This window comes from Streptomyces sp. S07_1.15 (assembly GCF_020739505.1).
Taxonomy (GTDB): domain Bacteria; phylum Actinomycetota; class Actinomycetes; order Streptomycetales; family Streptomycetaceae; genus Streptomyces; species Streptomyces xinghaiensis.
Genome location: NZ_JAJBZK010000001.1, coordinates 5,963,721 through 5,989,412, shown reverse-complemented (window position 1 = coordinate 5,989,412; position 25,692 = coordinate 5,963,721). Strand labels below are relative to the sequence as shown.

Below are 25,692 nucleotides of genomic sequence, written 5' to 3'. Positions count from 1 at the left end.
CGGGCGCGGAGCCGGGCCGCGTCGGGCACGGCGGCATCCGGACCTCCGGGCGTCCCGGGCCCGTGGCGTCGCCCCCGGGCCGGAGGCGCGGTGTGTCAGCGGGGCTGCCGGCGCCAGGGGCCGGTGATGGCGAGCATGATCCCGGGCTCCTGGATGTTGGCGTACAGCGTCTTGCCGTCGGGTGAGAAGACCACACCGGTGAACTCGCTGTACTCCGGCTCCTCCGCGGTGCCGACGTTCACCTCGTTCCGGGCGATCGGGTACATCCGGCCGCTCTCCGTGGCGCCGAAGAGGTGCTGGATGCCCTCGCCGTCCTCGGCGATGATCAGCCCGCCGTACGGCGAGACGGTGATGTTGTCCGGGCCGTCGAACGCGCCGTCCTCGAAGGGCTTGGCGTTGACGCCGAGGATGACCTTGAGGGTGAGGGTCCGGCGCCGGGGGTCGTAGAACCAGACCTGGCCGTCGTGCGGCCGGCCCGGGCTCTCCTCGCGGGCGTAGGAGGAGACGAAGTACGCCCCGCCGTCGGCCCACCACATGCCCTCCAGCTTGCGGCCCCGGGTGACGCCTCCGTCCTCGAACTGCTTGCGCACGGGGACGGTGCGGGCGTCGCGGTCGGGCACGTCCACCCAGTCGACGCCGTAGACGGTGCCCGCCCGGGTGGCCCGGGAGAGGTCGTCGACGAAACGGCCGCCGGAGTCGTAGCACTTGGGCGCCTGGAGGACGCCGGCGTCGTCGGCCAGGGTACGGAGCCGGCCGCGGCCGTGTTCGAAGCCCTTCGGCGGGACCCAGCGGTAGAAGAGACCGTTGGGCTCGTCGTCGTCCTCCGTCAGGTACATGTGGCCGCGCCGCGGGTCGACGACGACGGCCTCGTGGTCGTAGCGGCCCAGGGCCTTGACCGGCCGCGGTGCGCGGTTGGCGCGCCGGTCGAGGGGGTCGACCTCGAAGACATAGCCGTGGTCCTTGGTCATCCCGTTCTCGCCGGCCCGGTCGGAGTTCTCCTCGCAGGTCAGCCAGGTGTTCCAGGGGGTGCGGCCGCCGGAGCAGTTGTCGGAGGTGCCGGCGATGCCGACCCACTGGGCGACCTCGCCGCCGCGGCGCACCTCGACGACGGTGCAGCCGCCGGGCGCGGCGGGGTCGTAGACCAGGCCGTCGGCGAGCGGAACGGGGTGCTCGGTCTCCTCGCGCGGGCCGTCGATCTCGTGGTTGACGACGAGCAGGGTCGCGCCGCGCGGACCGGGGAAGGCCGCGGTGCCGTCGTGGTTCGAGGGAGTGGGCTCGCCGGACTCCAGTTCGGTGACGCCGGTGCGGGAGATGACGCGGTACGAGAAGCCCTCGGGCAGCGCGACGACGCCCTCGGGGTCGTCCCGCAGCGGCCCGTAGCCGACGCCCCGCGGGGGGTGCTGCCGGTCCGTACCGGCGGCCTCGGCCACCCGGGACTCCTCGTCCCCGCCGCCGATGCCGATGGCGTCGGGCGCGCCGGCCAGCACGCCGACGCTGCCGGCGAGCACCACGCCCGCACCGGTGTAGGCGGACCCTCTCGCGAAATCCCTGCGGGTGAGCGGCATCTTCATCTCCTGCGTGGCCGGATCGATCCCCTGCTCTACGGGAACCACGGTGCCCGGCCCCGCCGAACACCGGCTGAACACCGCCCGACGGCCGTTCGTCCATTGGGCGATCACCGGCCGGAAGCCGCCGGAAGACGGGCCCCGCCGCCCGGCGAGGGCATCACCCCGGGCGCCCCGCACGCGGGAGACCGGCTCAACGCCCCCGCGAGCGCGCCTTGTACGCCGCCTGGCGGGCCGCTTTCGCTACCGCGCGGTCGGGGTGCAGCCGCCCCATCGCCTCCAGGACCTCCCCGGTCGCGGGATGGTCCACCCGCCAGGCCGTGTCGAAGAAGGCGCCGTGCTGCCCCACCAGCCCCAGGACCAGTTCCTCCAGTTCGGCGGAGTCGCCGTCCGCGCCGAGCTGGGCCGCGAGGGTGTCGACGGTCAGCCAGAAGACCATCTCCTCCGAGGGTTCGGGCACCCCGGTCGCCCCGTGCTCCGCCAGCCAGACCCGGGCGAGCCCGCCGAGGTGCCGGTCGTCCAGCACCTCGCGCAGCGCGGGCTCGGCCTCCCGGCCGATCAGGGCCAGGGCCTGCTGGCACCCGAGCCGGCGCAGCGGCGCGGCCGGGTCGTCGCCCCGGCCCGCGGCGAGGAGTTCCCGGGCGGCGGCGACGGGATCGCGCCGGTCCAGCCACTCCCCGACCTCGTCCCGGGCCGCGGCCTCCGGGTATCCGGTGACGGTGTCCAGCAGGGTTTCCGCGCCCTGTCCGGCGAGGTCCCCGGTGAGCGGCGCGGTGATGCCCGTGTCGAGCAGACGGGCGCGCACGCCGTGGGCGCCGAGAGCGGTCAGCCGGACCATGCCGTAGCGGGCGGCGGCATCGCCCCGGCCGGACACGGCGGCCCGCCCGGCACCGGTCCCGCCGCCCCCGTCCCCGGCGGTGCCCCCGCCCGTACCGTCCGCCGGTTCGCCGGGCCCGTCCAGTTCCTCGATGAGGGCCTCGTCGACCGGCCGGTACTCGACGAGGCCGAGGGGCTCCAGCAGCCGGAAGCGGCGGTCCAGCCGCATGACCTCCTCCGACACCTCCTCCAGCACGGCGTCGGTGGGCTCCGCCATGTCCTCGGGGACGACGACGGTGGCGGCGAGCGCGGGCAGCGGTACGAAGCTGCGCTCCGGGTCGCCGAGGCCGCCGCCTTCCAGGGCGGTGAGGACGTAGAGCGCGGCGAGGACGCGGCCGAAGGACCCGGCTTCGCCGGAGGGCCGGTCCGGGGCGGCGGCACCGGCGCCGCTCCCGGCACCCGCGCCGGCGTCGGCGGCCTCACCCGTCCCCGTCCCGGTCCCCGTCCCGGCCTCGGTCTCCGCCTCGGTGAGGACCGTCTCCAGTCCGCCGCGCCAGAGCTCCAGGATCTCCCGGGGGCCGCCGCCGGTGACCCGTGCGGCCCGCTCGCCCGGGACGGCCCGCAGGCCCGCGGGGCCCGTCCGCCCGGAGCCGTCCGGGGCAGCCCCTGTTTCCGTCCCGTCCTCCGCGGTGATCCGCAGCAGTCCGGTCCCGGCCGCGAGCCGCCATGCCGCGCGGGTCGCCGCGAGCCCGCCCGGATCGCCGTCCAGCCCCAACTCCCCTGCCAGACGCGTCAGTCCGGCGCGCTCCGGCTGCCCGTCCGCGCCGACCGGCACCCCGTCCCCCAGCCGGCGGGCGAGCCGTACGGCGCGCGCGAGGAGCGGCGCCGCCAGGGCCCGGCGCGCGAGTTCGGCCTCGGAGGGCAGCCGGAGCGGCGGCATGACGGAACGGTCTCCGGGCATGGGCGACTTCTCCTCGAAACGCTCTGGGGTCCGCACCGCGTCGGGTGCTGATCCAGCCTAGACCGGCAGGGGCGCTTCCCGTCCGGTTCACCGCGGCGTCCGGCCGTGTACACCGGCGGTCCCTTGACAACAGGGGTGCCCACGCCGGAGATTGACGCGCGTAGAAGCAGCGTGGGGGCCGAACTGCCGTTCCCCCGCCTCCCATCCCGGCGAGGCGGGTCCCGCCCGTCCCGTGGATCACCGCCGGGGCGCGGGCCCGCCGTCCGTCCGCCCTCAGCATCCGGAGAATTCGATGGATCCGATAGCCCCGCCCGCCGCCGCCCGACCGCTCCGCCGCACCGCCGCGCTGGGCACGGTGGCCGCCACCGCGCTCGCGGCCGGACTGCTGGCCGCGCCGCAGCAGGCCGAGGCCGCGCAGCCGCGCATCCACGACATCCAGGGGAGCACCCGCCTCTCCCCGTACGACGGCGAGCGGGTCACCGACGTCCCCGGCGTGGTCACCGCGGTCCGCGCCTTCGGCTCCGCGCGCGGCTTCTGGGTGCAGGACCCGCGGCCGGACCGCGACCCGGCCACCAGCGAGGGCGTGTTCGTCTTCACCGGCTCGAAGACCCCGGCCGTCGCGGTGGGCGACGCGGTGCTGCTCTCCGGCACCGTCGGCGAGTACTACCCGGGCGGGAAGGACCGCGGGCTCCAGTCCGTCACCCAGATCTCCGGCGCCACCTGGACGGTGGACTCCTCCGGCAACGCCCTCCCCGCCGCCTTCCGGCTCAACGGCGCCTCGGTGCCGAACCGTTACGCCCCCGAGGCGCGCGGCGGCGGCAGCATCGAGCACCTTCCGCTCCGTCCGCACCGCTACGCGCTGGACCGCCACGAGTCGCTGGAGGGCATGCGCGTCCAGGTCTCCGACGCCGGCGTCGTCGGCCCCTCCAGCCGCTACAACGAACTGTGGGTGACGGCCGATCCGCGCGAGAACCCCACCGCGCGCGGCGGCACGCTCTACGCCTCGTACCGCGACCAGAACGGCGCCCGGTTGAAGGTCGCCTCCCTCATCCCCTTCGCCGAACGGCCGTTCCCGCAGGCCGATGTCGGCGACCGGCTCACCGGCACCACCGCCGGCCCCCTGGACTACGACCAGTTCGGCGGCTACGAGCTCCAGGCGACCGAGCTCGGCGCGCTGGAGGACAACGGCCCGGACCGGGAGCGGACCCGGCCGCAGCGGGCCGGCGAACTGTCCGTCGCCACGTACAACGTGGAGAACCTCTCCCCGAAGAACCCCGGCGAGAAGTTCACCCGGCTCGCCGAGGCCCTGGTGGACCACCTCGCCTCCCCCGACATCGTCGCCCTGGAGGAGGTCCAGGACGACAACGGCCCGACGAATGACGCGGTGGTGAGCGCCGACGCCACGCTGCGGAAGCTGACCGAGGCCATCGCCGCCGCGGGCGGGCCCTCGTACGCGTGGCGCCAGATCGACCCGGCCGACGACGAGGACGGCGGCCAGCCCGGCGGCAACATCCGGGTGGCCTTCCTCTACAACCCCGAGCGGGTCTCCTTCCCCGACGTCCCGGGCGGTGACGCCACCACGTCCGCCGTCCCGCTGCGCGGCGCGGACGGCGAGGTCGGTCTCTCGGCCAACCCCGGCCGCATCCGCCCGGAGAACGCCGCCTGGGACGACAGCCGCAAGCCCCTCGCGGCCGAGTTCCGCTTCCGCGGCGAGCCGGTCTTCGTCGTCGCCAACCACTTCGCCAGCAAGGGCGGCGACCAGGCGCTCGACGGCCGCTTCCAGCCCCCGGCGCGCTCCTCGGAGACCCAGCGGATCTCCCAGGCCAAGCTGGTGGCCGGCTGGGTGAAGTCGCTGCTGGAGCTGGACCGCAAGGCGAAGGTCGTGGTCGCCGGCGACATCAACGACTTCAACTTCTCGCCGGCCGTGGAAGCCCTCACCGACCGGGGCCGGATCCTCACCGACCTGGTGGACCGCCTGCCGCGCGACGAGCGCTACGGCTATGTCTACAACGGCAACTCGCAGGTACTGGACCACATGCTCACCAGCCGCGCGATCCGCCGCGCGGACTACGACATCGTCCACATCAACGCGGAGTTCGCCGACCAGGCGAGCGACCACGACCCCCAGGTCCTCCGCTTCCGTCCCTGACACAGCGGCGCCCCGGGTCACCGCCACGGAGGGGGCGGTGACCCGGGGCGGTCCCCGGCGGCCTCAGCGCCGGGTGAACACCGGGACCCAGCTCTTCGAGGTGCCGCTCCTGCGGAAGCCGGTGAGTTCCGCGACGTGCCGGCCGGCGACGTCCACCAGCACCAACTGCTGCCGGAACTCCCCCTTGCCGGAGCATCGGTCGGGGTCGCATCCCCAGGCGATGAGCCGGTCGCTGTCCGCCCAGGCCAGCAGCTCCTGTACCGGCTGGAGAGCCACTCGCTTCCCGGTGGACGCGTCCAGTACTTCCGTGGCGATCTCCTCGCCCCTGCCGGCGAAGTCCCCCGCGGCCAGTCGGCCGTCCGGCGACAGGCCGGCCTTCGAGAACGAGCGCATCTCGTCCCGGGGGGCGGCCACCCGCCGACCGCGCAGGTCGTAGAACTGCCGGTAGGGTTCCGCGGGGATGTCCGTGTACAGCAGGGTGCCGTCCCGGTTCCAGGACATGTCCTCGCGGGCGTTGCCGAGATAGCCCCTCGCGTCCTCGTAGGCCGGCAGTTCGTGCCAGGTGCTCTCACCCGATGCCGCGTCGATCACGGCGAAGCCGGTGCGGCTCCGCATCGGGCCGGGCTCCTCCTTGCCGTTGACGTTGACGGGCTTCGTGTGGTCGTAGTGGCCCGGGTTCCGGTCGTAGGTGGTGGCGACGATGCGCCTGCCGTCGGGCGACCACTCCAGGCCGGCCATGCCGTGTCCCGTCTCCAGCCAGCGGCGGACCTTCCCGGTGCGCAGATCGAGCAGACCGACGCGCTGGGCCGGAAGCTTCTCCAGCACCGCCGCCGTCTCCATCCCCGGTGCGACATCCAGGTACGCCCAGTCCGCCTTCTCGTACCGTTCGGTGTCCGCGTTGTACAGATGCCACCGACGGTGCAGGATCTCGTCCCCGTTGGGGAGTTTCTCCTTCTCGTACCGGTAGTACGCCGAGAGCGCCGTCTCCCCCGCCGCGACAAGATCACGCGGCGGTGACTGGCCCGGCCGGGCGCTCACATCCTCGCGGACGGTCACCTCCGCGGGCCGCGTCTCATCGGTGTTCAGCACCGGGACACCCATCGCGACGGCGATCGCCACGACCGCCGCCACCGACGCGGTCACGATCCGCCGGCTCCTGCGCCGGCGCCGTACGCGCAGGACACGGTCCGCGAAGTCCGCGGGAGGCGGCTGGCCCTCCTCCGCCCCCTCGCGGAGGGACTCCCTCACCAACTGCTCGATGTTCACGGGTGAACCTCCACAGGAGAGCAACCGGGCTGTCCCGGCTCGGCACCCACGTTGAGAGCCCTCAGTTCCGGGGCGATCATCCGCAGCCTCGCGAGGGAACGGTGCGTGGTACTGCGGACCGTGCCGACCGAGCAGCCCAACTGCCGCGCCACCTCCGCCTCCGGAAGATCCTCGAAGTACCGCAGCACCAGCACGGTGCGCTGGCGCGCCGTCAGACGGCTCAGGGCGCGGCGGACCACCACGCGCAGCTCGGCCGCCTCGGTCCCCGAGCCGTCGCCCGCCCCCCGCACGGGCGACGGCTCGGGGGCCTCCGGGACCACCACTTCGCGCTGCGGCCACCGCAACCGCCAGCGGCCGATCTGCTGGCGGTAGAGCACTTGGCGCACATAGGCCTCGGGCTCGTCGATGCGGTGCCAGCGACCCGCCGCCTTGATCAGCGCGTTCTGGAGCAGATCCTCCGCCGCGTGCCGGTCGCCGCCACTGAGCAGCACGGCGACCCTCAGCAACGCGGGGGATCTGTTCGCCACGAACTCGCGGAAACTCTCCTGGCCCTGGGCATCCATCGTCACCTTCTGCGTCTGTGTCGGACGGAACCGGAGACCGCTGTCCGCGGAGAGGCTGATCCGGCTCGGCGGGTGCCGGCACCCGCTGTCTCCCCCGACGCTTCCGGACGTCTCCCGCTATGCCACCGCTCCCGGACTTCTGCACGGACGGACGGGACGCCCCGGCTCCCCGGAGGCGAGCGGCCCGGCACCTGCACCGGTACCGGCACCGGCACCGGCACCACATGAGGCTGCGCGATGCGCTCCCGATCGCTCCCCCCTCTTCAGGTCCGCCCACGCGCTGCGCACGGTCTCCCGGCGGGGCGCCTACCGCAGACCCGGCCGGCTCGCCGGCGGACGCGGCGGAGGCCGGCTATGCCGCAGGGGCGCCGGAGGCGGGACGGCCCGGGTGGTCCAGCAGGGCGGCCAAGTGATCCGGGCGCTCCTCGACCACGCGCCCCGTCCCGGGCCGTGGCGCGTGACCGGAAGGCCCGTCCGTGCCGGGCGGGTGGCCGGGGCGGACGGGTCGTCGCGGGCGGAGCGGGGCCGCCGTGCTCAGTCCTTGCTGTGCGGGGCCGCGTTCAGGCCGCCCCAGGAGCCGGTGCGCTGAGGCGGTGCCCCGGGCGAGGCACCCGGCGTCCTCGGCGCCGGGTGAACACCGGGGTCCGGCTTCTCGCGGTGTCACTCCTGCGGAAGCCGGCGAGTTCCGTGACCCGTCGGCCGGCCGCGTCCACCAGGCCGGCAAACCCTTGGTGTTCCCCTGAGCCTCGGCGTAGCCGGTGGCGGTGAGGGGCACGGCGTCCTGTGGCCGGATGGGAGAAGCCCACCGTCGCACCACGGGACCCCGCACGGACGGGTCTTGACCTCAAGCGTGATTCAGGTTGGAGGCTCCTCGTACGCGCCGTCGTCGCCTGGAGGCGGCGCGGCCTCACCCATTGGAGAAGTCCCCATGTCGAGCAATACCGTTCAGAACCCCGGCCCGGCTGTGCCCGACGCATCCGCGGTCCACCGCTCCGGCCTCACCTGGTGGAAGGCACTGGCCACCGGAGCGGCTTTCGCGGTCCTCGTCAATCTCATCGTCCTTGCCGTCGCCGAGCTGGCCGATGCCTCGCTTGTCGTCGTCGACGGCGGCAAGGAGCATCCGATCGCGGTCGGGGACGTCATCGGTGCCTCAGTCGTCCCGCTGGCCGTCGGGACGGGAGCTGCCCTGTTGCTGTCCCTGTGGAAACTGGTCTTCTTGCGGATCGCGCAGTACACGGGCGGTGGCCTGGCACTGCTGTCGGTCGCCGGGCCCCTGTCGTCCGGAGCCGATGGTGGCACCGTCGCCGCCCTGTCCCTGATGCACATCACCCTCGGCGTAGCGGTCGTCATCACCCTGGAGCTCCACCGACGGCACCGACTCCTCTGATGCCGTGAATCGTGGCCTCCGCTTCTGCGCGGGCGATGGCGCGGAAGACGCACACCCCGATACCCACGGCTGACTCCCCTCCCGACGCGATAGCCACAAGAAGCAACGGGAGCAACGGGAGGACCGGCGCTTGCGCGGCACCTCGGCATGCGGGGCCACCAGTCCGAAGGCCGGGAAGCCCACGGCCCGTGCGGTCCCGTGATGCACCGGGCCGCACGGGCCGTATGGCGTGTGCCGTGCCGGCCGGCGCCGGTCAGTCGTTGCTGTGCAGGGCCGCGTTCAGGCCGCCCCAGGAGCCGGTGCGCTGGAGGGCCTCGACCTTGCCGGTGGTGGAGTTGCGGCGGAAGAGGAGGTTGTGGGCGCCGGAGAGTTCCACGGCCTTGACGACGCCGCCGTCGGGGAGGCTGACGCGGGTGCCCGCGGTGACGTAGAGGCCGGCCTCGACGACGCAGTCGTCGCCGAGGGCGATGCCGATGCCCGCCTCGGCGCCGAGCAGGCAGCGCTCGCCGATGGAGATGACCTGCTTGCCGCCGCCGGAGAGCGTCCCCATGATCGAGGCGCCGCCGCCGATGTCGGAGCCGTCACCGACGACCACGCCCGCGCTGATCCGGCCCTCGACCATGGAGTGGCCCAGCGTGCCGGCGTTGAAGTTGACGAAGCCCTCGTGCATCACGGTGGTGCCGGTGGCGAGGTGGGCGCCGAGGCGCACCCGGTCGGCGTCGGCGATCCGGACGCCCGCCGGGGCGACGTAGTCGGTCATACGGGGGAACTTGTCGACGCTGGTGACGGCGAGGTGCAGCCCCTCGGCGCGGGCCGCGAGCCGGACCTTCTCGACCTGGTCGACGGGGACCGGGCCGAGGCTCGTCCAGGCGACGTTGGCCAGCAGGCCGAAGATCCCGTCGAGGTTCTGGCCGTGCGGCCGGACCAGGCGGTGGCTGAGCAGATGCAGCCGGAGGTAGGCGTCGTGGGCGTCGGCCGGCTTGTCGTCGAGCGAGGCGATGACGGTGCGGACGGCGATCACCTCGACGCCGCGGCGCGGATCGGGGCCCAGCGCCTTGGGCGCGGACTCGCCCAGCAGTTCGGCGGCGCGCTCCGGGGTCAGCCGCTCGGTCCCGGCCGGGCCGGGCTCGGCGATGAGCTCGGGGGCGGGGAACCAGGTGTCGAGGACGGTGCCGTCGGCGGCGAGGGTGGCGAGCCCGGCGGCGGCCGCGCCGGTCTTACGGGTGGTGGCTGCATCGGTCATGACCGAACGCTAACCGGTTCCGCTCCGGGCCCGCGAACCGGTCTCAGCGCCCGGTCACCGGCCGGGGCGGACCCGGGCACGCCTCCGCCCCGCGCCGGGTGCGGCCCCGGGCGGGGCGGTGGACGGTGGCGGTGCCGGTGGCGCCGCCGCGCGGTGGGCGGGACGGGCCCGCGCCGCCGCGTCAGACGTTGAAGCCCAGGGCGCGCAGCTGCTCGCGGCCCTCGTCGGTGATCTTGTCGGGGCCCCACGGCGGCATCCAGACCCAGTTGATCCGGAGCTCGTTGACGATCCCGTCGGTGGCCGACTTCGCCTGGTCCTCGATGACGTCGGTCAGCGGGCAGGCCGCGGACGTCAGCGTCATGTCGATGGTGGCGATGTTGGAGTCGTCCACGTGGATGCCGTAGATCAGGCCGAGGTTGACGACATCGATGCCCAGCTCCGGGTCGACGACGTCGTAGAGGGCCTCGCGGACCTCTTCCTCGCTCGCGGGCTTGGTGGTCTGTGCGGTCTCGGTCATGCCGACTCCTTCGCTGACTCGTCGCCCAGTGCCTGCGCCGTGGCGTCCTTCCAGGCCATCCAGGACAGCAGGGCGCACTTCACGCGCGCCGGGTACTTCGAGACGCCGGCGAACGCGACCGCGTCCTCCAGCACCTCCTCCATCGCGTCGTCGGGCTCCAGCCTGCCCTTGGACTGCATCAGCTCCAGGAAGGTCTCCTGGATCCTCCGCGCCTCGGCGAGCTCCTTGCCGACCAGCAGTTCGTTGAGCACCGAGGCACTGGCCTGGCTGATGGAGCAGCCCTGGCCGTCGTAGCTGACGTCCTCGATGGTCTCGCCGTCGAGCCGCACGCGCAGGGTGATCTCGTCCCCGCACGTGGGGTTGACATGGTGCACCTCGGCGTCACCCTCGCGCAGACCACGCCCGTGGGGGTGCTTGTAGTGGTCCAGGATGACGTCCTGGTACATGGAATCCAGCTTCACAGCAGTCAGCCCTCGTCCGTCCGTCAGCCGAAGAAGTTCCGTACGTGCTCCAGGCCGTCGACCAGGGCATCGACCTCGGCCGGGGTGGAGTACAGATAGAACGACGCTCGGGTGGTCGCGGGAATTCCGTACCGCAGGCAGACGGGCCGCGCGCAGTGGTGGCCGACCCGGACGGCGATGCCCTGCTCGTCCAGGACCTGGCCCACGTCGTGCGGGTGGATGTCGCCGAGCGTGAAGGAGATCGCCGCGCCGCGGTCCTCGGCCGTCACCGGGCCGATGATCCGCAGGTCCGGGACCTCCCGGAGCCGGCGGACGGCGTACTCGGTGATGGTGTGCTCATGGGCCGCGATCTTGTCCATGCCGATCGAGGTGAGGTAGTCCACGGCCGCGCCGAGGCCGACGGCCTGGGCGATCGGGGGCGTGCCCGCCTCGAACTTGTGCGGCGCCGGGGCGTAGGTCGAGTGGTGCATCGACACCGTCTCGATCATCTCGCCCCCGCCCAGGAACGGCGGCAGGTCCTCCAGCAGCTCCTGGCGGCCCCAGAGGACGCCGATGCCGGTCGGGCCGCACATCTTGTGGCCGGTGAAGGCCACGAAGTCGGCCTGGAGCGCCTGCACGTCCAGCGGCATGTGCGGGGCGGCCTGGGAGGCGTCGATGACGGTGAGCGCGCCGACGTCCTGGGCCCGGCGGATGATCTTGTCGACCGGGTTGACCGTGCCCATGATGTTGGAGACCAGGGTGAACGAGACGACCTTGGTCTTCTCGGTGATGATCCGGTCGATCTCCGACAGGTCGAGCCGGCCGTCGTCGGTGAGGCCGAACCACTTCAGCTTCGCGCCGGTGCGCTGCGCGAGCAGCTGCCACGGAACGATGTTGGAGTGGTGCTCCATCTCCGTTATGACGATCTCGGTGTCGCTGTCCACGCGGTAGGGCTCGTCGGCCCAGCCCAGCATGTTGGCGACGAGGTTGAGCGACTCCGAGGCGTTCTTGGTGAAGATCACTTCGTCGCGGCTCGGGGCGTTGACGAACGCGGCGACCTTGTCACGGGCGCCCTCGTACAGCGCCGTGGCCTCCTCCGCGAGCACGTGCACACCGCGGTGCACATTGGCGTTGTGGCGCTCGTAGTAGGCGTTCAGCGCGTCGAGGACCTGGCGCGGCTTCTGCGAGGTGGCCGCGTTGTCCAGGTACACGATCTTCTTCCCGTCGTGGACCGTGCGGTCCAGGAGGGGGAAGTCCTTGCGGATCGCCTCCACGTCGTACGACGACGCCGTGAGGAGGCCCGGCAGCTGTGTCACTCGGCTCAGGCCTCCTTCGTGTAGGCCTCGTAGCCCTCGGCCTCGAGCTTGTCGGCCAGCTCCGGGCCGCCGGACTCGGCGATCCGGCCCCGGGCGAACACATGCACGTGGTCGGGGGTGATGTACCGCAGGATGCGGGTGTAGTGCGTGATCAGCAGGGTGCCGGTCTCGCCGCTCTCGCGGACGCGGTTGACGCCCTCGGAGACGGTGCGCAGCGCGTCCACGTCCAGACCGGAGTCGGTCTCGTCGAGGATCGCGACCTTCGGCTTGAGCAGCTCCAGCTGGAGGATCTCGTGGCGCTTCTTCTCACCGCCGGAGAAGCCCTCGTTGACGTTGCGCTCGGCGAAGGCCGGGTCCATGTTCAGCCGCTCCATGGCCCCCTTGACCTCCTTCACCCAGGTGCGCAGCTTGGGCGCCTCGCCGCGGATGGCGGTGGCGGAGGTGCGGAGGAAGTTGGAGACGGAGACGCCGGGGACCTCGACCGGGTACTGCATGGCGAGGAAGAGGCCGGCGCGGGCCCGCTCGTCGACGGACATCTCCAGGACGTTCTCGCCGTCGAGGGTGACGGTGCCGCCGGTGACGGTGTACTTGGGGTGACCCGCGAGGGAGTAGGCGAGGGTGGACTTGCCGGAGCCGTTCGGGCCCATGATGGCGTGCGTCTCGCCCTGCTTCACGGTCAGATCGACCCCGGACAGGATCTCCTTCGTGCCGTTCTCGACCTCGACGGAGACGTGCAGGTCGTGGATTTCAAGCGTTGCCATGGATGCCTCAGGACTCCTGGGTGACGGAGACGAGCACAGCCGCTTCGGGGCCGTCTCCTTCGATCTTTACGGGGTATACGGGGACGGGGCGGGTGGCGGGCGGGCCGGAGGGCTTGCCGGTGCGCAGGTCGAACCGCGAGCCGTGCAGCCAGCACTCGATCTGGCAGTCCTCGACCTCGCCCTCGGAGAGCGAGACGTTGGCGTGCGAGCAGATGTCGTAGATCGCGTACACCTCGCCCTCGGTCCGGACGACCGAGACCGGGGTGCCGTCGACCTCCACCCGCCGGGGGGTGTCCTCCTCCAGCTCGGACAGCCCGCAGACCCGTACGTAGGCGGTACCGGTGCCGGCGGCCATCAGACGGATGCCTCCAGCTCCGTGTCGATCTTCTCCAGCAGCCGTTCCTGCAGCTCGGGGAGGTTGATCTGCTGGACCAGCTCGGCGAAGAAGCCGCGGACGACCAGCCGGCGGGCCTCGTCGGCGGGGATGCCGCGGGCCATCAGGTAGAACAGCTGCTCGTCCTCGAAGCGGCCGGTGGCCGAGGCGTGGCCGGCGCCGACGATCTCGCCGGTCTCGATCTCCAGGTTGGGGACCGAGTCCACCCGGGCGCCGTCGGTGAGGACGAGGTTCCGGTTGAGTTCGTAGGTGTCGGTGCCCTCGGCCGCGGCGCGGATGAGGACGTCGCCGATCCAGACGGCGTGCGCCTCCTCGCCCTGCAGCGCGCCCTTGTAGACGACGTTGCTGCGGCAGTGCGGGATGGCGTGGTCGACGAAGAGCCGGTGCTCCTGGTGCTGGCCGTTGTCGGTGAAGTACAGGCCGTAGAGCTCGGCCTCGCCGCCGGGGGCCGCGTAGTTGATCCGCGGGTGGAGCCGGACCAGGTCGCCGCCGAAGGTGACGATCACGGACTTGAAGGTGGCGTCGCGGCCGACGAGCGCGGTGTGCTGGCCGGCGTGGACGGCCTTGCCGTCCCAGTCCTGGACGGACACGGCGGTGAGCTTGGCGCCGTCCCCGAGGACGTACTCGACGTTGCCGCCGAAGGTGGCGTCCCCGGTGTGGTCGAGGACGACGATCGCCTCGGCGAAGGCGCCGACCTCGATGACGTGGTGGGCGTAGGCGGTGCCGCCCTGCCCGTGCACGGAGATCCGCACCGGCTCGGAGAGCACGGTCTCCTTGGGGATCGTGATGACCGTGGCCTTCTCGAACGAGCTGTACGCCTGTGCGGCGACCCGGTCGACGGGCTTGCCGGCCCGGCCGAGCCGGGGGTCGTCCCGTCCGACCCGTTCCTGGGTGGCCTCGGCGGGGGTGAAGACCTCGTAGCGGACGCCGCCGTCGTCCACGGCCGTGCCGTCGTGCAGCCCGCGGAGGCGCTCCAGCGGGGTGAACCGCCACTCCTCCTCGCGGCCGTGCGGCACGGGGAAGTCCGCCACGTCATAGGAGGCGGGCGCGCTCACCCGGGCGTCGGCGGGATGGTCACCGCCCACCTGAATGGCACCTTCCGTGGTGCTGCCCACCGGAATGTTGTCAGCCATGGCTAGTCGTACTGCTCACTTTCTGCCTCATTGTGATCGCTCACGGTCTGTGGGGCGGCCGCCGCCCCGTGCCCCGTCGGACGGGCACGGGACGGGCGGGCCCCGGACGGCGCCGGCCGGTCAGCCGACCGCGCCCTCCATCTGCAGTTCGATCAGCCGGTTCAGCTCCAGCGCGTACTCCATGGGCAGCTCGCGCGCGATCGGCTCGACGAAGCCGCGCACGATCATCGCCATGGCCTCGTCCTCGGAGAGACCGCGGCTCATCAGGTAGAAGAGCTGGTCCTCGCTGACCTTGGAGACGGTCGCCTCATGGCCCATGGACACGTCGTCCTCACGGACGTCCACGTAGGGGTAGGTGTCCGAGCGGGAGATCGTGTCCACCAGCAGGGCGTCGCAGAGCACGTTGGACTTGGAGCCCGCGGCGCCCTCGCCGATCTCGATCAGGCCACGGTAGGAGGTCCGGCCGCCGCCCCGCGCCACCGACTTGGAGACGATGTTCGAGGAGGTGTTGGGGGCCATGTGGACCATCTTGGCGCCCGCGTCCTGGTGCTGGCCCTCGCCGGAGAAGGCGATGGACAGGGTCTCGCCCTTGGCGTGCTCGCCCATGAGGTAGACGGCCGGGTACTTCATCGTGACCTTGGAGCCGATGTTGCCGTCGACCCACTCCATGGTCGCGCCCTCGTAGGCCACGGCGCGCTTGGTGACCAGGTTGTAGACGTTGTTCGACCAGTTCTGGATCGTCGTGTAGCGGCAGCGGGCGCCCTTCTTCACGATGATCTCGACGACGGCGCTGTGCAGCGAGTCCGACTTGTAGATCGGGGCGGTGCAGCCCTCGACGTAGTGGACGTAGGCGTCCTCGTCGACGATGATCAGCGTCCGCTCGAACTGGCCCATGTTCTCGGTGTTGATCCGGAAGTAGGCCTGGAGCGGGATCTCCACGTGCACGCCCTTCGGCACGTAGATGAAGGAGCCGCCGGACCACACGGCCGTGTTGAGCGCGGCGAACTTGTTGTCACCGGCCGGGATGACCGTGCCGAAGTACTCCTGGAAGAGCTCCGGGTGCTCCTTGAGCGCCGTGTCGGTGTCCAGGAAGAGGACGCCCTGCTCCTCCAGGTCCTCGCGGATCTGGTGGTAGACGACCTCGGACTCGTACTGGGCGGCGACACCGGCGACGAGGCGCTGCTTCTCGGCCTCCGGGATGCCCAGCCGGTCGTAGGTGTTCTTGATGTCCTCGGGCAGGTCCTCCCAGCTGGCGGCCTGCTTCTCGGTGGAGCGGACGAAGTACTTGATGTTGTCGAAGTCGATGCCGCTGAGGTCGGAGCCCCAGGTGGGCATGGGCTTCTTGCCGAACAGCCGCAGACCCTTGAGCCGCAGCTTCAGCATCCACTCCGGCTCGTTCTTCTTCGCCGAGATGTCGCGGACGACCTCCTCGGACAGTCCGCGCTTGGCCGCCGCGCCGGCGGCGTCGGAGTCGGACCAGCCGTATTCGTAGGTGCCCAGACCCTCGAGTTCGGGGTGGGCGGTCTCCGTGGGGAGCGTCATGCGGGGTTCCTCCCGGCCGTGCTTGCGGATGCTGTGGTGGTCCTGGTGGTGGTGCGGTGCGGGCGGGCGGGGCCGCTCTCGGCCGTTCCGGTCCGCGGGGCGCCCGGTGCGCCGCCGCTCCGGGTCCGGCCGCCGCCCTTGGCGCGGCCGCCGCCCTTCGGGCCGCCGGCGGCGCCGCCCGGAGGAGCGCCGCCCTTGGGCACGAAGGTGGTGCAGACCCCGTCGCCGTGGGCGATGGTGGCCAGCCGCTGCACATGGGTGCCGAGCAGGTCCGAGAAGACCTCGGTCTCCGCCTCGCACAGCTGCGGGAACCGCTCGGCGACATGGGCGACCGGGCAGTGGTGCTGGCAGAGCTGCTCGCCGACCGGTGCGCTGCGCGCGGCGGCAGCGTACCCGTCCGCGCTCAGCGCTCTGGCCAGGGCCTCGGTGCGCTGCTCGGGGGCCACGCCCTCGATGATCTTGCGGTAGCCGGCGGCCTGCGCGGCCAGCCGGGCGCGGGCGAAGGCGGAGACCGCGGCCTCGCCCTTCTCGCCGCCGCCCGCCTGCTGCGCGATCCAGCGCAGCGCGTCGGCGGCGAGGGAGTCGTAGGCCTGGTCGAAGGCGTCGCGGCCGTCGTCGGTGAGCGCGAAGGCCTTCGCGGGCCGGCCCCGGCCGCGCGAGCCGTAGACCCGCTGGTCGCGGGGTTCGACGAGGCCCTCGGCGAGGAGGGTGTCGAGGTGGCGGCGGACGGCCGCCTGGGTCAGCGCCAGCCGCCCGGCGAGTTCGGCGGCGGTGGAGGGTCCGTGGTCGAGGATGGAGCGCGCGACGCGGTTGCGGGTGGAGCGCGGCTCGTCGTGCGCGGGCAGGGGCGACGGGGCGGTCACCGGGACCGCCGCTGTCTTCCGCTCTTCGCTCACGTTTTTCACAACGCCATTGTTGCGTAATTATTCCGCCGGCGACAACCGAGGCCGGAGCGGCCGTCACGTGGGCTCGATCACTAAGGGTTACCTAACACCCGGGGCCGGGCGGCCGGGTCCGGCGGGCCGGGCCGGGCGGGGTCCGGGGGCAGGCACCGCCGGCGTGCCGCTCCCCCGTGGCTCACCGGCGCTCACCGGCGGCTCCCGGCGGCCCACCGGCGCCGGGAAACCGCCCGACCGGCCGTACCGCGGGCGGCCCGCCGGGCGCGGGACCCGGCCCCCGTCCCCCTCCGGGTCCCTGGCCGCCGGCCGCCGCGCGGGGCTCCGTAGACTGCCGCCATGCATGAGGAGCCCGTCGTCCAGGTGCGGAAACTGGTCAAACGGTACGGCCCCGGGACCGCGGTGGACGGGCTCGATCTGTCCGTGGCGGCCGGCACCGTCACCGCCGTCCTCGGCCCCAACGGTGCCGGGAAGACCACCACCGTCGAGATCTGCGAGGGCTACCGCCGCCCCGACGCGGGCACCGTCCGGGTCCTCGGTCTCGACCCGGTGGCACAGGCGGCGGCCCTGCGGCCCCGGATCGGGGTGATGCTCCAGTCCGGCGGCGTCTACCCGGGCGCGCGGGCCGCGGAGATGCTGCGGCACACCGCGAAGCTCCACGCCCACCCGCTCGACACGGACATGCTCAGCGAGCGGCTGGGCCTGGGCGGCTGCGGCCGCACCCCCTACCGGCGGCTCTCCGGCGGCCAGCAGCAGCGGCTCGCGCTCGCCATGGCGGTCGTCGGCCGCCCGGAGCTGGTCTTCCTCGACGAGCCGACGGCGGGGCTCGACCCGCAGGCCCGGCGCGCCACCTGGGACCTGGTGCGGGAGCTCCGCGCGGACGGGGTGACGGCCGTCCTCACCACGCACTTCATGGACGAGGCCGAACAGCTGGCCGACCATGTGGTGATCATCGACGGCGGCCGGGCCGTCGCCGCGGGCAGCCCCGAGGAGCTGTGCCGGGGCGGCGCCGAGGACACCCTGCGCTTCACCGGCCGTCCCGGTCTCGACCTCACCGCCCTGCTCACGGCCCTGCCGGCCGGCGCGGCCGCGGCGGAGACGGCGCCCGGCTCGTACCGGGTCACCGGGAAGGTCGGTCCGCAGATGCTGGCCACCGTCGCCTCCTGGTGCGCCCAGCACGGGGTGATGCCGGACCGGATCGCGGTCGAACGGCGCACCCTGGAGGACGTCTTCCTGGAGCTGACCGGCAAGGAGCTGCGCGCATGAGCACGGAAGCGGACCGGACCGCCGGCACCTTCGCGCCCCGGCCCGGGGCCGCGCCGCTGGGCCGGATGATCGCGGCGCAGACCGCCCTGGAGACCAGGATGCTGCTGCGCAACGGCGAGCAGCTGCTGCTGACGGTCGTCATCCCCACCCTGCTGCTGGCGCTCTTCGCCACCGTCGACATCGTCGACACGGGCGCCGGCCGGGCCGTGGACTTCCTCGCCCCGGGCGTGCTGGCGCTGGCCGTGATGTCCACGGCCTTCACCGGGCAGGCCATCGCCACCGGCTTCGAACGCCGCTACGGGGTGCTGAAGCGGCTCGGCGCCTCCCCGCTGCCGCGCTGGGCGCTGATGACCGCCAAGACGGGCTCGGTGCTCGTCACCGAACTGCTGCAGATCGCGCTGCTGACGGCGGTCGCAATCGCCCTGGGCTGGTCGCCCCGGGGCAATCCGCTCACCGTGGCGGCCCTGCTGCTCCTGGGGACCGCGGCCTTCTCGGGGCTGGGGCTGCTGATGGCCGGCACCCTGCGCGCGGAGGCCACGCTGGCCGCCGCGAACCTCGTCTTCATCCTGCTGCTCGTCGGTGGCGGGGTGGTCGTCCCGCTGGAGAGGTTCCCGGACGCGGCACAGTCCGTCCTCCAGCTCCTGCCGATCGCGGCCCTGTCGGACGGCCTGCGGGACGTCCTCCAGCACGGCGCGCCGGTGCCCTGGGGCGACCTGGGCCTTCTGGCCGGCTGGTCGGCCCTGGGCCTCGGCCTCGCGGCCCGCTTCTTCCGCTGGGAGTGAGCGGCCAGGGCGACGCGGCCGGACCCGGCCGGTGGTGCCGGACGGGCGCCGTGGCCGTGGTGTGCCCGACCCCCGTCCGGGCCCACCACGGCACCGGCGCTCCCGCCCCGCGGCCGCGCGGCGGGTACGGCCGTGCCGTCAGCCGCTCCGCGGGCGGCCCGCGCCGGTGCCGTCCGGGGGGAGGGCGCAGGTGTCGGAGAAGCCCTGACTGGTCAGTCCCACCGCGCTGTTGACGCGGGAGCGGAAGTTCTCCAGCGCCACCATCGCGGTCAGTTCGACGAACGCCGGTTCGCCGAGGCGCTCCAGCAGGCTCGCGGCCAGTTCGTCGGTGACCTCCGGCGGGGTCGCGGTCATCGCCTCGGCGTACTCCAGGACCAGCAGTTCGGTCTCCGAGAACACCTCACGGTGCTCCCGCCAATCGGGCACCCTGCTCACCCTCTCCAGTGGCAGTCCCTGCCGTTCGGACACCCAGTGGCCGAAGTCCACGCACCAGGAGCAGCCGATCCGCACCGCGGCGGCCATCTCGGCCAGGTGCTTCAGGACCGGGTCCAGCTCCTTCCAGCGCCCCGCCTTCGTCTCGAAGGCGAAGTAGGCGCGCAGGGCCCCGGGGTGGTGCCCGAAGACCAGGGCCGGTTCGAGGACCTTGCCGTACGCGCGCCGTGAGTACCACTCACCCAGGCGGAGCGAGAGCGTGCGCCGCGGGTTCAGGGAGATCCGCGCCATGGTGCTGCCTCCTCGTACGAGTCGTGCCGCCCGCCCCCGTGCGGGGGCTGCGTTCACCGACTCGACGGAACAGCCCCTCCGGGATGTGACATCGCGGCCCGGGCCGGACGGTCGGGTCCGGTCGCAGGCGGTTCGCACCGGCCCCGGTCCGGCCGGTACGCGGCGCGGGCCCGGAACCGTTCCGGTGAGGCGTCAGCGGCCCGGTTCGCGCCCCGGGTCGTTGTCCGCCGGACGGGCCGGGTCCCCGCCGCCGGAAGCGGGTGTGGGGGCGGGTGTGGGCATGGGGCCGGCGGCCCGGCGGGCCCGGTCCAGCAGCCGCCGGGCGCGGGGGCAGTCCCCGAGCTGCCCGTCGAGGACGTCCAGGGCCGTCGGCAGGTGGTGCGTGTCCGCGTCCCGTGCCGCGGACACCTCCGCCGTCCAGAGCACGTAGCCCGTGAACAGCCCGGCGTCGTCGGTGTAGAGGGCGGCGGCGAGGTAGTCGACGAGGTGCGCGATGTCCTCGGCGAGCTCGCGGCGCCGGCCGCCGGAGAGGCCGGCCGTTTCCGGCAGCCGCCGCTCCAGGCCGTCCAGCACCGCCTCGACCAGGCGCGGGGCGGCCTCGGAGACCCGGGTGTACTCCTGGTCCGCCAGGTGCGGCAGGTCGTCGACGGCCCGGCGGACGGGGCGCGGCGGGGGCGGCGGATCGTCGGCGAGCCGGTCGGCGGCGGAGCGGGCGTCGGGCGCCCAGGCGTCCGCGTGCAAGAGGCGCGCGTAGCGCCCGTCCGGCCCGAAGGCGGCTCCCCCGACCAGCACGGGCACCCCGGCACCCTGGCAGGCCATGATCGTCGCGTGGGCGATGGGCAGCCGGGTGGCGAGGGAGCCCGACAGGGCGACCGCCTCCGGTCCGGTGCGGTGCAGATGGGCGATGAGGTGCGGGGCGGGGACCTGGGCGCCGAGGTAGTCCACGCGCCAGCCGCGCAGTTTCAGCACCTCGGCGAGGAGCCGGGCCGGCAGTGCGTGCCATTCCCCGTCCACGCAGGCCACGGTGAGCCGTCCGCGCCGGGGCTCCGCCCGCGGCGGCTCGCCGTGGTGGGCGACGACGGCGATCACGCGGTCGTTGATGGCGGTGGCCGCGTGCTCCCCGGCCACGCTCATGCGGTTGGCGGCCCACTCCACGCCGACCTTGCGCTGCACCGCGCCGATGACGTCGAGGAGCACGCTCTCGGCGTCGAGGCCCGCGTCGAGGGCGGCGAGGGCCGTCCGGGTGGCGGCGTACTCGTCCCCGTCCACGACGGCCTCCCACAGCTCGCGCGCGTACGCGGCGGGGCCGGGGTGCCGGTTCCCGGGTTCTCCTGCGGTCATGGGGTGCCCCTGTCCGGTCGGTGTCCGATGGTGCGGGGAGGCCCGCCGTCGTGGGGGGAGCCTCCGTGGCCGCCCGTCCCGAGCCCGTCCGCCCCGGGAGGCGGTGGCCCGGAGTGCGGCACTCCGTGCGGGGGCGCGATGGCGACGACGGCCCTGTCGTCGGCGGGGCCGGGGCCCGCCCACTCGGCCGCGAGCATCTGGACCCGTTCCACGACGGCCTCCGGCGGCAGCCCCGCGCACTCCGAGAGCGCCTGCCGCAGCCGTTCCTCGCCGAACATCTCCCGGCCCAGCGGCCCGCCGCGGGCCTCGGTGATGCCGTCGGTGTAGAGCACGCAGGTCTCCCCCGGCGCGAGAGCGGTCCGCACCGTGACCGTCTCGACCTCCGGCAGCAGGCCGACCAGCGTGCCGGAGGTCGCGGTCTCCTCCACCCGCCCGCCGGCCCGTACGATCAGCGGCGCCGGATGGCCCGCGCTCGTCACCCGCAGTTCCAGACCGCCCACCCGGGGGAGGACCGAGGCCAGCACGAGGGTCGCGAATCGGGTGTGCTGCGGGGAGTTGAGCAGCGCCCCGTTGAGCAGGCTCAGCACCTCGTGGTGGTCCCCGGCCAGCGGGACCAGGGCCTCCAGCGTGATGCGGATCTTGCCGGCCAGGACGGCGGCCTCCAGTCCCTTGCCGCACACATCACCGAGGACCACCAGGAACCCCTGGCCCCCGGCGGCGCCCGGCAGCGGGTGGACGTCGTAGAAGTCCCCGCCGACCTGCTCGGTGTCCGAGGAGGCGCGGTAGCCGCCGGCGAAGTCGGCACCGGCGGCGCGGTGCAGGACCGGGGGCCGGAGTTCGCGCATCAGTGTCTCGGTGATCGCGGCCTGGTCCGTGTACAGCCGGGCCGCGGACATCGCCGCCCCGGCCCGCGAGGCGAACAGGCGGGCGAAGAACTCCTCGCGCCCCGGGAAGCCGGCCGGCCCGGAGCGCAGCAGGATCAGCGCGCCGGACGGCTTCTCCAGGGGCCCCGGAAGCGTCTTCACCACGATCGAACCCACCGGTCCGAGCCCCTCCGGGACCACCCACGCGGGCGCGTCCCCGGGAGCGACCCACCGCGGGGGCGGCAGCGGGGCACCGCGCAGCGCCTCGGTCAGCCCCGGCATCCCGGCGGGGTCCACGCCCGCGGGCCGGCGCACCGGGCGTCCGCCGCGTACGCAGAAGACCACCGGCAGCCGGCGCCCGGGGCCGGGGACGACCACCAGCGCGGCCTCGGCGAAGTACTCGGCCGCCAGGCGGGCGGTCACCTCCACGCAGCGTTCGGGATTCAGCGAGGCCAGCAGCAGGTTGCCGGCGTCCGCCAGGGACTCCGTGCGCTGCCGCTCCTCGCGCAGCGCGTCGTCCGCGGCGCGGCGGCCGGTGTCGTCCAACAGCCACCACAGCACGGTGCCCCCGGGGTGCGGGGCGGGGTGCGCCAGGTAGTGGCGCTCACCGATCCGCCCGCCGGCCGCGCCGGCGGCGGCCCGGTCCCGCCGCCCGTTCCCCCGCTGCCCGGTGGTCCCGGGCCCGCCCTCCCGGAGGCCGCCGGTGAGCCGGTCGTGTGCCGCGGCCAGCCAGTCCGGGGCGGTGTCCCGCAGCCGTGCGCCCGGACGGACGGCGGGGCTCAGCTCCGCGGCCGCCTCGCTCACGGAGCGCACCACACCGTCCGCGCCGACCGCGAGCACCGGGTACGGCGCGGACCGCCAGGCGGTGCCGAGCCCGGCACCGCCGCCGTCGGCGGCAGGCTCTACGGAATGTTCCACGGGAGCACGGCCCGCACCGCGGGCCCCTCACCTCGCAACGCTGGACGACGGCCGGTCCCCCTCCCCCGACGATCTCCCGCGCCCGGCCGCGCGGCAACCGCTCCGCGCGGGGCGCGGCCGGGGGCGGGCCGGGGCCGGCCCGGCGGCCCCGCCCGTCAGGCCTCGGGCCGGCCGGCGTCCGGCCCGCTCTCCCGCGGCGGTTCCGGTGCGGTCCCGCCGAGACCGGCGCGGACCGCCGCCAGGGCGTCGTCGGCACTGGCGTGGACGGGGATCAGCCGGCCGACCCCGGTGAGTTCCAGCAGCCGGCTCAGGGAGTGGGGCGGCGCGGCCAGGGTCAGCGATCCGTTGTGCTCGCCCGCGTGGCGCAGCAGGTTGATGAAGGCGTTGAGGCCGGAGGAGTCGCAGAACGGCACGGGGGCCAGATCGAGGACGAGATGGCGCCGGCCGGCGTCCATCAGTTCGAGGCCGCGGGACCGCAGCGCGGGGGCGGTTTCGAGATCGAGTTCGCCCTCCACACGGAGCAGCGCCAGAGGGCCGTCGGCGTGGTGGACGCTGAGACTGAGCGGTTCGGTCATGAGGGCACGGGCTCCTGCCGGACGTGTCGGCGAGCGCCGCCGTCGGCGGACGCGGGGGCGGCCGGGGCGGGGGGCGCCGCGCCGGCCGCACTGGTGATCGGACGGGGACGGGGAGCGGGGCCGCCGGGACGGCGCGCGGCACCGGGGCGCGGCGCCGGCGCGGTGGTCCCCGGCGCGGGGCGGCGCCATGGCACCGGTGCCGGGTGTCCGGTTCCTCGCATGCGCTGCCCCTCTCTTCCTCGTGCGTCCCGCCCGGTTTCCCCCGGTGTCGGCCGTTCCGTGGTTCAGCGTAGGCGCGGTACAGACCATTTCGAAAATACTCACGACGGGCGGAACACCCGCGAAGGGACGCGGGGAGGCGGCCGGCCGCTTCCGTTCCACCGTTCTTCTGCCCAACCCCCGCGCAGAAACCGGTTCTTGACAGAAGCGTAATTTCCGCTTCCGTTTCCGCGGAGGGCCGGAGACGCGGGAGCTACGGCAGAAGCCGCCCCGGGAGGGTTCCGGGGGCCAGGAAGGCCAGCCGGCTCGGCTCGTGGTCGCCCTCCCAGTCCTCGCTCCAGCCGACGGCTCCCGCCACGACGTGGTCCCGGCGCCCGTCGGCGGTCTCCAGTACCAGCACCCGGTCGTCGCGGCGGGCATGCCCGGTGTCGGCCAGGATCAGCTTCCGCTCCTCCTCCGTGGCGCAGCGGATCACCAGACCGCTGTAGTTGATGCCGGTCTTGACCGCGCGCACCGGCTTGAACAGCACATCGATCCGGGACTGCCGCGTACCGTCCCGGCCGACGGAACGGGCGCGCAGCAGCAGCTGGCCGTGGCTGACCGTGTAGGCCCAGACGGAGAAGGCGCGTTCGGAGCGGAAGAGTTCCCTGCCGGGGGCGAAGTGGCCGTCGGTGTTCAGCCACACGTCTGAGGTCTCCATGACGGAATCCTGTCAAAGATCGCCCCGTCCGGTGAACGGAAAACCATCACCTCCGCGCCTCCCCCGCACCGGCCGCCGGGGACATCGACCGGGGACCCTCGTGAAAAGATGCACAAGGGCATGTTTACGATGGACCCGTGTCCAAGCCGACCGCAATCGTGCCCAATCCCCTCGCCGCCATCGCCGCCCGCTGGACGCCGTCCCCGCGGACGGTCCGGCTGGCCGCGCTCGCCGCGCTGCTGATGAGCATCGTCATCATCGTGACCGGTGGTGCCGTCCGGCTGACCGGCTCCGGGCTGGGCTGCGACACCTGGCCCAAATGTTCCGGTGACAGCCTGATCGCCACCCGGGAGATGGGGCTGCACGGCGCCATCGAGTTCGGCAACCGCATGCTCACCTACGTGCTGACCGCCGCGGTCGGCTGGACGATCATCGCGGCCCGCTCCGCCGAGCCCCGCCGCCGGAGCCTCACCCGGCTGGGCTGGCTGCAGTTCTTCGTCGTCCTGGCCAACGCGGTACTGGGCGGCATCACGGTGCTGCTGGAGCTCAACCCGTACATCGTCGCCGGGCACTTCCTCGCCGCCACCGCGCTGCTCACGGTAACGGCGGTCACCTGGGAGCGGACGCGGGAGGGCGACGGCGCCCCCCGGCCGCTCGCCGGCCCCCGGGTGCGCGCGCTGGCGTGGGCGCTGGCCGCCGTCACCGCCCTCCTGGTGATCGCCGGCACCGTGGTCACGGGCGCGGGCCCGCACGCGGGCGACAGCAGCGAGGTGCCCCGGATGGGCGTGGACTGGGAGACCGTCACCCGGGTGCACGCGCTGCTCGCCTGGGCGGTGGTCCTGCTGACCGCCGCGCTGTGGGTGGTGCTGCGCGCGGTGGACGCCCCGGCCGCGCCCCGCAGGCGCACCGCCCTGCTGATGGCGGTGCTGCTGGCGCAGGGCGCCATCGGCTACGCGCAGTACCTGACCGACCTGCCCGAGGTCCTGGTGGGCCTGCACATGCTCGGCTCCTGCCTGGTCTGGGTGGGCGTGATCCGGGTCCTGCTCTCCCTGCGGGAGCGGCCCGCCGTCGCGGCGGAGCCGCCCGTACCGCCGGCACCCCGGCAGGGGGGCCCGGCGGTCGCCGCCGCTCTCTGACCCCGGCTCCGGACCCCGCCTCCGGACCCCGCCTCCGCGGCGGCTCCGGCCCGGCTCCGGACGCCGCGCCCCTCGCGCCCCGGACACAGGACGGCCCCTCCCGGCACGGTCACGGCTTGCGCCGACCGTGCCGGGAGGGGCCGTCCCACCGCCCCGGACCGGCCGCCCGCCGGCCGTCCGTACCCCGCCCGGCGGCAGGACGGGTCCGGAGCGCCCGTCC

General features: G+C 73.8%; 23 protein-coding genes. 5 read left to right on the top strand and 18 right to left on the bottom strand.

Features of this window, described 5'->3' with window-relative positions; all coding sequences use genetic code 11:
• Positions 1-95 precede the first annotated feature (95 nt).
• Both LIX60_RS25690 and LIX60_RS25685 read right to left on the bottom strand, forming a co-directional pair.
• A complete protein-coding gene (locus LIX60_RS25690; protein WP_227961014.1) occupies positions 96-1,565 on the bottom strand; it encodes an alkaline phosphatase PhoX in 1,470 nt (489 codons plus the stop codon).
• A gap of 193 nt (positions 1,566-1,758) precedes the next feature.
• Positions 1,759-3,342, bottom strand: coding sequence for a hypothetical protein (locus LIX60_RS25685; protein ID WP_227961012.1), 1,584 nt, complete (start codon positions 3,340-3,342; stop codon positions 1,759-1,761).
• A gap of 292 nt (positions 3,343-3,634) precedes the next feature.
• Here LIX60_RS25685 and LIX60_RS25680 point away from each other — a divergent pair, with 292 nt between their 5' ends.
• A complete protein-coding gene (locus LIX60_RS25680) occupies positions 3,635-5,491 on the top strand; it encodes an endonuclease/exonuclease/phosphatase family protein (RefSeq protein WP_227961010.1) in 1,857 nt (618 codons plus the stop codon).
• Between the two features lie 63 nt (positions 5,492-5,554).
• Here LIX60_RS25680 and LIX60_RS25675 read toward each other — a convergent pair whose 3' ends face one another.
• The gene (locus LIX60_RS25675) at positions 5,555-6,757 is read right to left on the bottom strand and encodes a WD40 repeat domain-containing protein (protein WP_227961008.1); all 1,203 of its coding nucleotides are present in this window, start codon (positions 6,755-6,757) and stop codon (positions 5,555-5,557) included.
• Positions 6,754-7,320, bottom strand: coding sequence for a SigE family RNA polymerase sigma factor (locus LIX60_RS25670; RefSeq protein WP_227961005.1), 567 nt, complete (start codon positions 7,318-7,320; stop codon positions 6,754-6,756). Before LIX60_RS25670 ends, LIX60_RS25675 begins: the two co-directional genes overlap by 4 nt.
• Before the next feature lie 928 nt (positions 7,321-8,248).
• On the opposite strand from LIX60_RS25670, the gene LIX60_RS25665 reads away from it, so the two are divergent.
• Complete coding sequence (locus tag LIX60_RS25665) at positions 8,249-8,707, top strand: DUF6069 family protein (RefSeq protein ID WP_227961003.1); 459 nt, start codon at positions 8,249-8,251, stop codon at positions 8,705-8,707.
• 253 nt (positions 8,708-8,960) lie between these two features.
• Here LIX60_RS25665 and dapD read toward each other — a convergent pair whose 3' ends face one another.
• The 9 genes from dapD to LIX60_RS25620 all read right to left on the bottom strand — a co-directional run bounded on the left by dapD (position 8,961) and on the right by LIX60_RS25620 (position 16,958).
• Positions 8,961-9,950: a 2,3,4,5-tetrahydropyridine-2,6-dicarboxylate N-succinyltransferase gene (dapD, locus tag LIX60_RS25660; RefSeq protein ID WP_227961001.1), complete on the bottom strand. Its 990-nt coding sequence runs from the start codon at positions 9,948-9,950 to the stop codon at positions 8,961-8,963.
• A gap of 181 nt (positions 9,951-10,131) precedes the next feature.
• The gene (locus tag LIX60_RS25655; protein WP_019709591.1) at positions 10,132-10,467 is read right to left on the bottom strand and encodes a metal-sulfur cluster assembly factor; all 336 of its coding nucleotides are present in this window, start codon (positions 10,465-10,467) and stop codon (positions 10,132-10,134) included.
• Entirely contained in the window at positions 10,464-10,928 is a 465-nt protein-coding gene (gene sufU / locus LIX60_RS25650) for a Fe-S cluster assembly sulfur transfer protein SufU (protein ID WP_043463136.1), read from the bottom strand. Before sufU ends, LIX60_RS25655 begins: the two co-directional genes overlap by 4 nt.
• Positions 10,929-10,951: 23 nt before the next feature.
• Positions 10,952-12,223 (bottom strand): cysteine desulfurase, encoded by a 1,272-nt coding sequence (locus LIX60_RS25645; protein ID WP_019709589.1) that lies wholly within the window; start codon positions 12,221-12,223, stop codon positions 10,952-10,954.
• A gap of 5 nt (positions 12,224-12,228) precedes the next feature.
• Entirely contained in the window at positions 12,229-12,984 is a 756-nt protein-coding gene (sufC, locus tag LIX60_RS25640) for a Fe-S cluster assembly ATPase SufC (RefSeq protein ID WP_227960999.1), read from the bottom strand.
• A gap of 7 nt (positions 12,985-12,991) precedes the next feature.
• Entirely contained in the window at positions 12,992-13,339 is a 348-nt protein-coding gene (locus LIX60_RS25635; RefSeq protein WP_019709587.1) for a non-heme iron oxygenase ferredoxin subunit, read from the bottom strand.
• Positions 13,339-14,511, bottom strand: coding sequence for a Fe-S cluster assembly protein SufD (sufD, locus tag LIX60_RS25630; protein ID WP_125626045.1), 1,173 nt, complete (start codon positions 14,509-14,511; stop codon positions 13,339-13,341). The genes LIX60_RS25635 and sufD overlap by 1 nt, the downstream gene beginning before the upstream one ends.
• A 120-nt stretch (positions 14,512-14,631) precedes the next feature.
• A complete protein-coding gene (gene sufB / locus LIX60_RS25625; protein WP_125626046.1) occupies positions 14,632-16,053 on the bottom strand; it encodes a Fe-S cluster assembly protein SufB in 1,422 nt (473 codons plus the stop codon).
• Positions 16,050-16,958: a helix-turn-helix transcriptional regulator gene (locus LIX60_RS25620; RefSeq protein WP_374117918.1), complete on the bottom strand. Its 909-nt coding sequence runs from the start codon at positions 16,956-16,958 to the stop codon at positions 16,050-16,052. Before LIX60_RS25620 ends, sufB begins: the two co-directional genes overlap by 4 nt.
• Before the next feature lie 330 nt (positions 16,959-17,288).
• Here LIX60_RS25620 and LIX60_RS25615 point away from each other — a divergent pair, with 330 nt between their 5' ends.
• Positions 17,289-18,215, top strand: coding sequence for an ABC transporter ATP-binding protein (locus LIX60_RS25615; RefSeq protein WP_227960997.1), 927 nt, complete (start codon positions 17,289-17,291; stop codon positions 18,213-18,215).
• The gene (locus LIX60_RS25610; protein ID WP_227960995.1) at positions 18,212-18,997 is read left to right on the top strand and encodes an ABC transporter permease; all 786 of its coding nucleotides are present in this window, start codon (positions 18,212-18,214) and stop codon (positions 18,995-18,997) included. Before LIX60_RS25615 ends, LIX60_RS25610 begins: the two co-directional genes overlap by 4 nt.
• A 138-nt stretch (positions 18,998-19,135) precedes the next feature.
• Here the strand turns inward: LIX60_RS25610 and LIX60_RS25605 are convergent, their stop codons facing one another.
• The 5 genes from LIX60_RS25605 to LIX60_RS25585 form a co-directional block, all read right to left on the bottom strand.
• Entirely contained in the window at positions 19,136-19,720 is a 585-nt protein-coding gene (locus tag LIX60_RS25605) for a carboxymuconolactone decarboxylase family protein (protein WP_227960993.1), read from the bottom strand.
• Positions 19,721-19,912: 192 nt separating this feature from the next.
• Positions 19,913-21,061, bottom strand: coding sequence for a B12-binding domain-containing protein (locus LIX60_RS25600; RefSeq protein WP_227960990.1), 1,149 nt, complete (start codon positions 21,059-21,061; stop codon positions 19,913-19,915).
• Positions 21,058-22,842 (bottom strand): PP2C family protein-serine/threonine phosphatase, encoded by a 1,785-nt coding sequence (locus LIX60_RS25595; RefSeq protein WP_374117917.1) that lies wholly within the window; start codon positions 22,840-22,842, stop codon positions 21,058-21,060. The genes LIX60_RS25600 and LIX60_RS25595 overlap by 4 nt, the downstream gene beginning before the upstream one ends.
• A 155-nt stretch (positions 22,843-22,997) precedes the next feature.
• Positions 22,998-23,417, bottom strand: a complete 420-nt coding sequence (locus LIX60_RS25590; protein ID WP_227960988.1) for an STAS domain-containing protein — start codon at positions 23,415-23,417, stop codon at positions 22,998-23,000.
• A 472-nt stretch (positions 23,418-23,889) separates the two neighbouring features.
• A complete protein-coding gene (locus LIX60_RS25585; RefSeq protein ID WP_019709580.1) occupies positions 23,890-24,336 on the bottom strand; it encodes a hypothetical protein in 447 nt (148 codons plus the stop codon).
• Positions 24,337-24,473: 137 nt separating this feature from the next.
• Here LIX60_RS25585 and LIX60_RS25580 point away from each other — a divergent pair, with 137 nt between their 5' ends.
• Entirely contained in the window at positions 24,474-25,472 is a 999-nt protein-coding gene (locus LIX60_RS25580) for a heme A synthase (RefSeq protein ID WP_227960986.1), read from the top strand.
• Positions 25,473-25,692 lie beyond the last annotated feature (220 nt).

Excerpts from the sequence above, each read along its gene's own strand:
- LIX60_RS25690 (WP_227961014.1), bottom strand. The coding sequence starts at position 1,565 with ATGCCGCTCACCCGCAGGGATTTCGCGAGAGGGTCCGCCTACACCGGT.
- LIX60_RS25685 (WP_227961012.1), bottom strand. The coding sequence starts at position 3,342 with ATGCCCGGAGACCGTTCCGTCATGCCGCCGCTCCGGCTGCCCTCCGAG.
- LIX60_RS25680 (WP_227961010.1), top strand. The coding sequence starts at position 3,635 with ATGGATCCGATAGCCCCGCCCGCCGCCGCCCGACCGCTCCGCCGCACC.
- LIX60_RS25670 (WP_227961005.1), bottom strand. The coding sequence starts at position 7,320 with ATGGATGCCCAGGGCCAGGAGAGTTTCCGCGAGTTCGTGGCGAACAGA.
- LIX60_RS25665 (WP_227961003.1), top strand. The coding sequence starts at position 8,249 with ATGTCGAGCAATACCGTTCAGAACCCCGGCCCGGCTGTGCCCGACGCA.
- dapD (WP_227961001.1), bottom strand. The coding sequence starts at position 9,950 with ATGACCGATGCAGCCACCACCCGTAAGACCGGCGCGGCCGCCGCCGGG.
- LIX60_RS25655 (WP_019709591.1), bottom strand. The coding sequence starts at position 10,467 with ATGACCGAGACCGCACAGACCACCAAGCCCGCGAGCGAGGAAGAGGTC.
- sufC (WP_227960999.1), bottom strand. The coding sequence starts at position 12,984 with ATGGCAACGCTTGAAATCCACGACCTGCACGTCTCCGTCGAGGTCGAG.
- LIX60_RS25635 (WP_019709587.1), bottom strand. The coding sequence starts at position 13,339 with ATGGCCGCCGGCACCGGTACCGCCTACGTACGGGTCTGCGGGCTGTCC.
- sufD (WP_125626045.1), bottom strand. The coding sequence starts at position 14,511 with ATGGCTGACAACATTCCGGTGGGCAGCACCACGGAAGGTGCCATTCAG.
- sufB (WP_125626046.1), bottom strand. The coding sequence starts at position 16,053 with ATGACGCTCCCCACGGAGACCGCCCACCCCGAACTCGAGGGTCTGGGC.
- LIX60_RS25615 (WP_227960997.1), top strand. The coding sequence starts at position 17,289 with ATGCATGAGGAGCCCGTCGTCCAGGTGCGGAAACTGGTCAAACGGTAC.
- LIX60_RS25610 (WP_227960995.1), top strand. The coding sequence starts at position 18,212 with ATGAGCACGGAAGCGGACCGGACCGCCGGCACCTTCGCGCCCCGGCCC.
- LIX60_RS25605 (WP_227960993.1), bottom strand. The coding sequence starts at position 19,720 with ATGGCGCGGATCTCCCTGAACCCGCGGCGCACGCTCTCGCTCCGCCTG.
- LIX60_RS25600 (WP_227960990.1), bottom strand. The coding sequence starts at position 21,061 with ATGACCGCAGGAGAACCCGGGAACCGGCACCCCGGCCCCGCCGCGTAC.
- LIX60_RS25590 (WP_227960988.1), bottom strand. The coding sequence starts at position 23,417 with ATGACCGAACCGCTCAGTCTCAGCGTCCACCACGCCGACGGCCCTCTG.
- LIX60_RS25585 (WP_019709580.1), bottom strand. The coding sequence starts at position 24,336 with ATGGAGACCTCAGACGTGTGGCTGAACACCGACGGCCACTTCGCCCCC.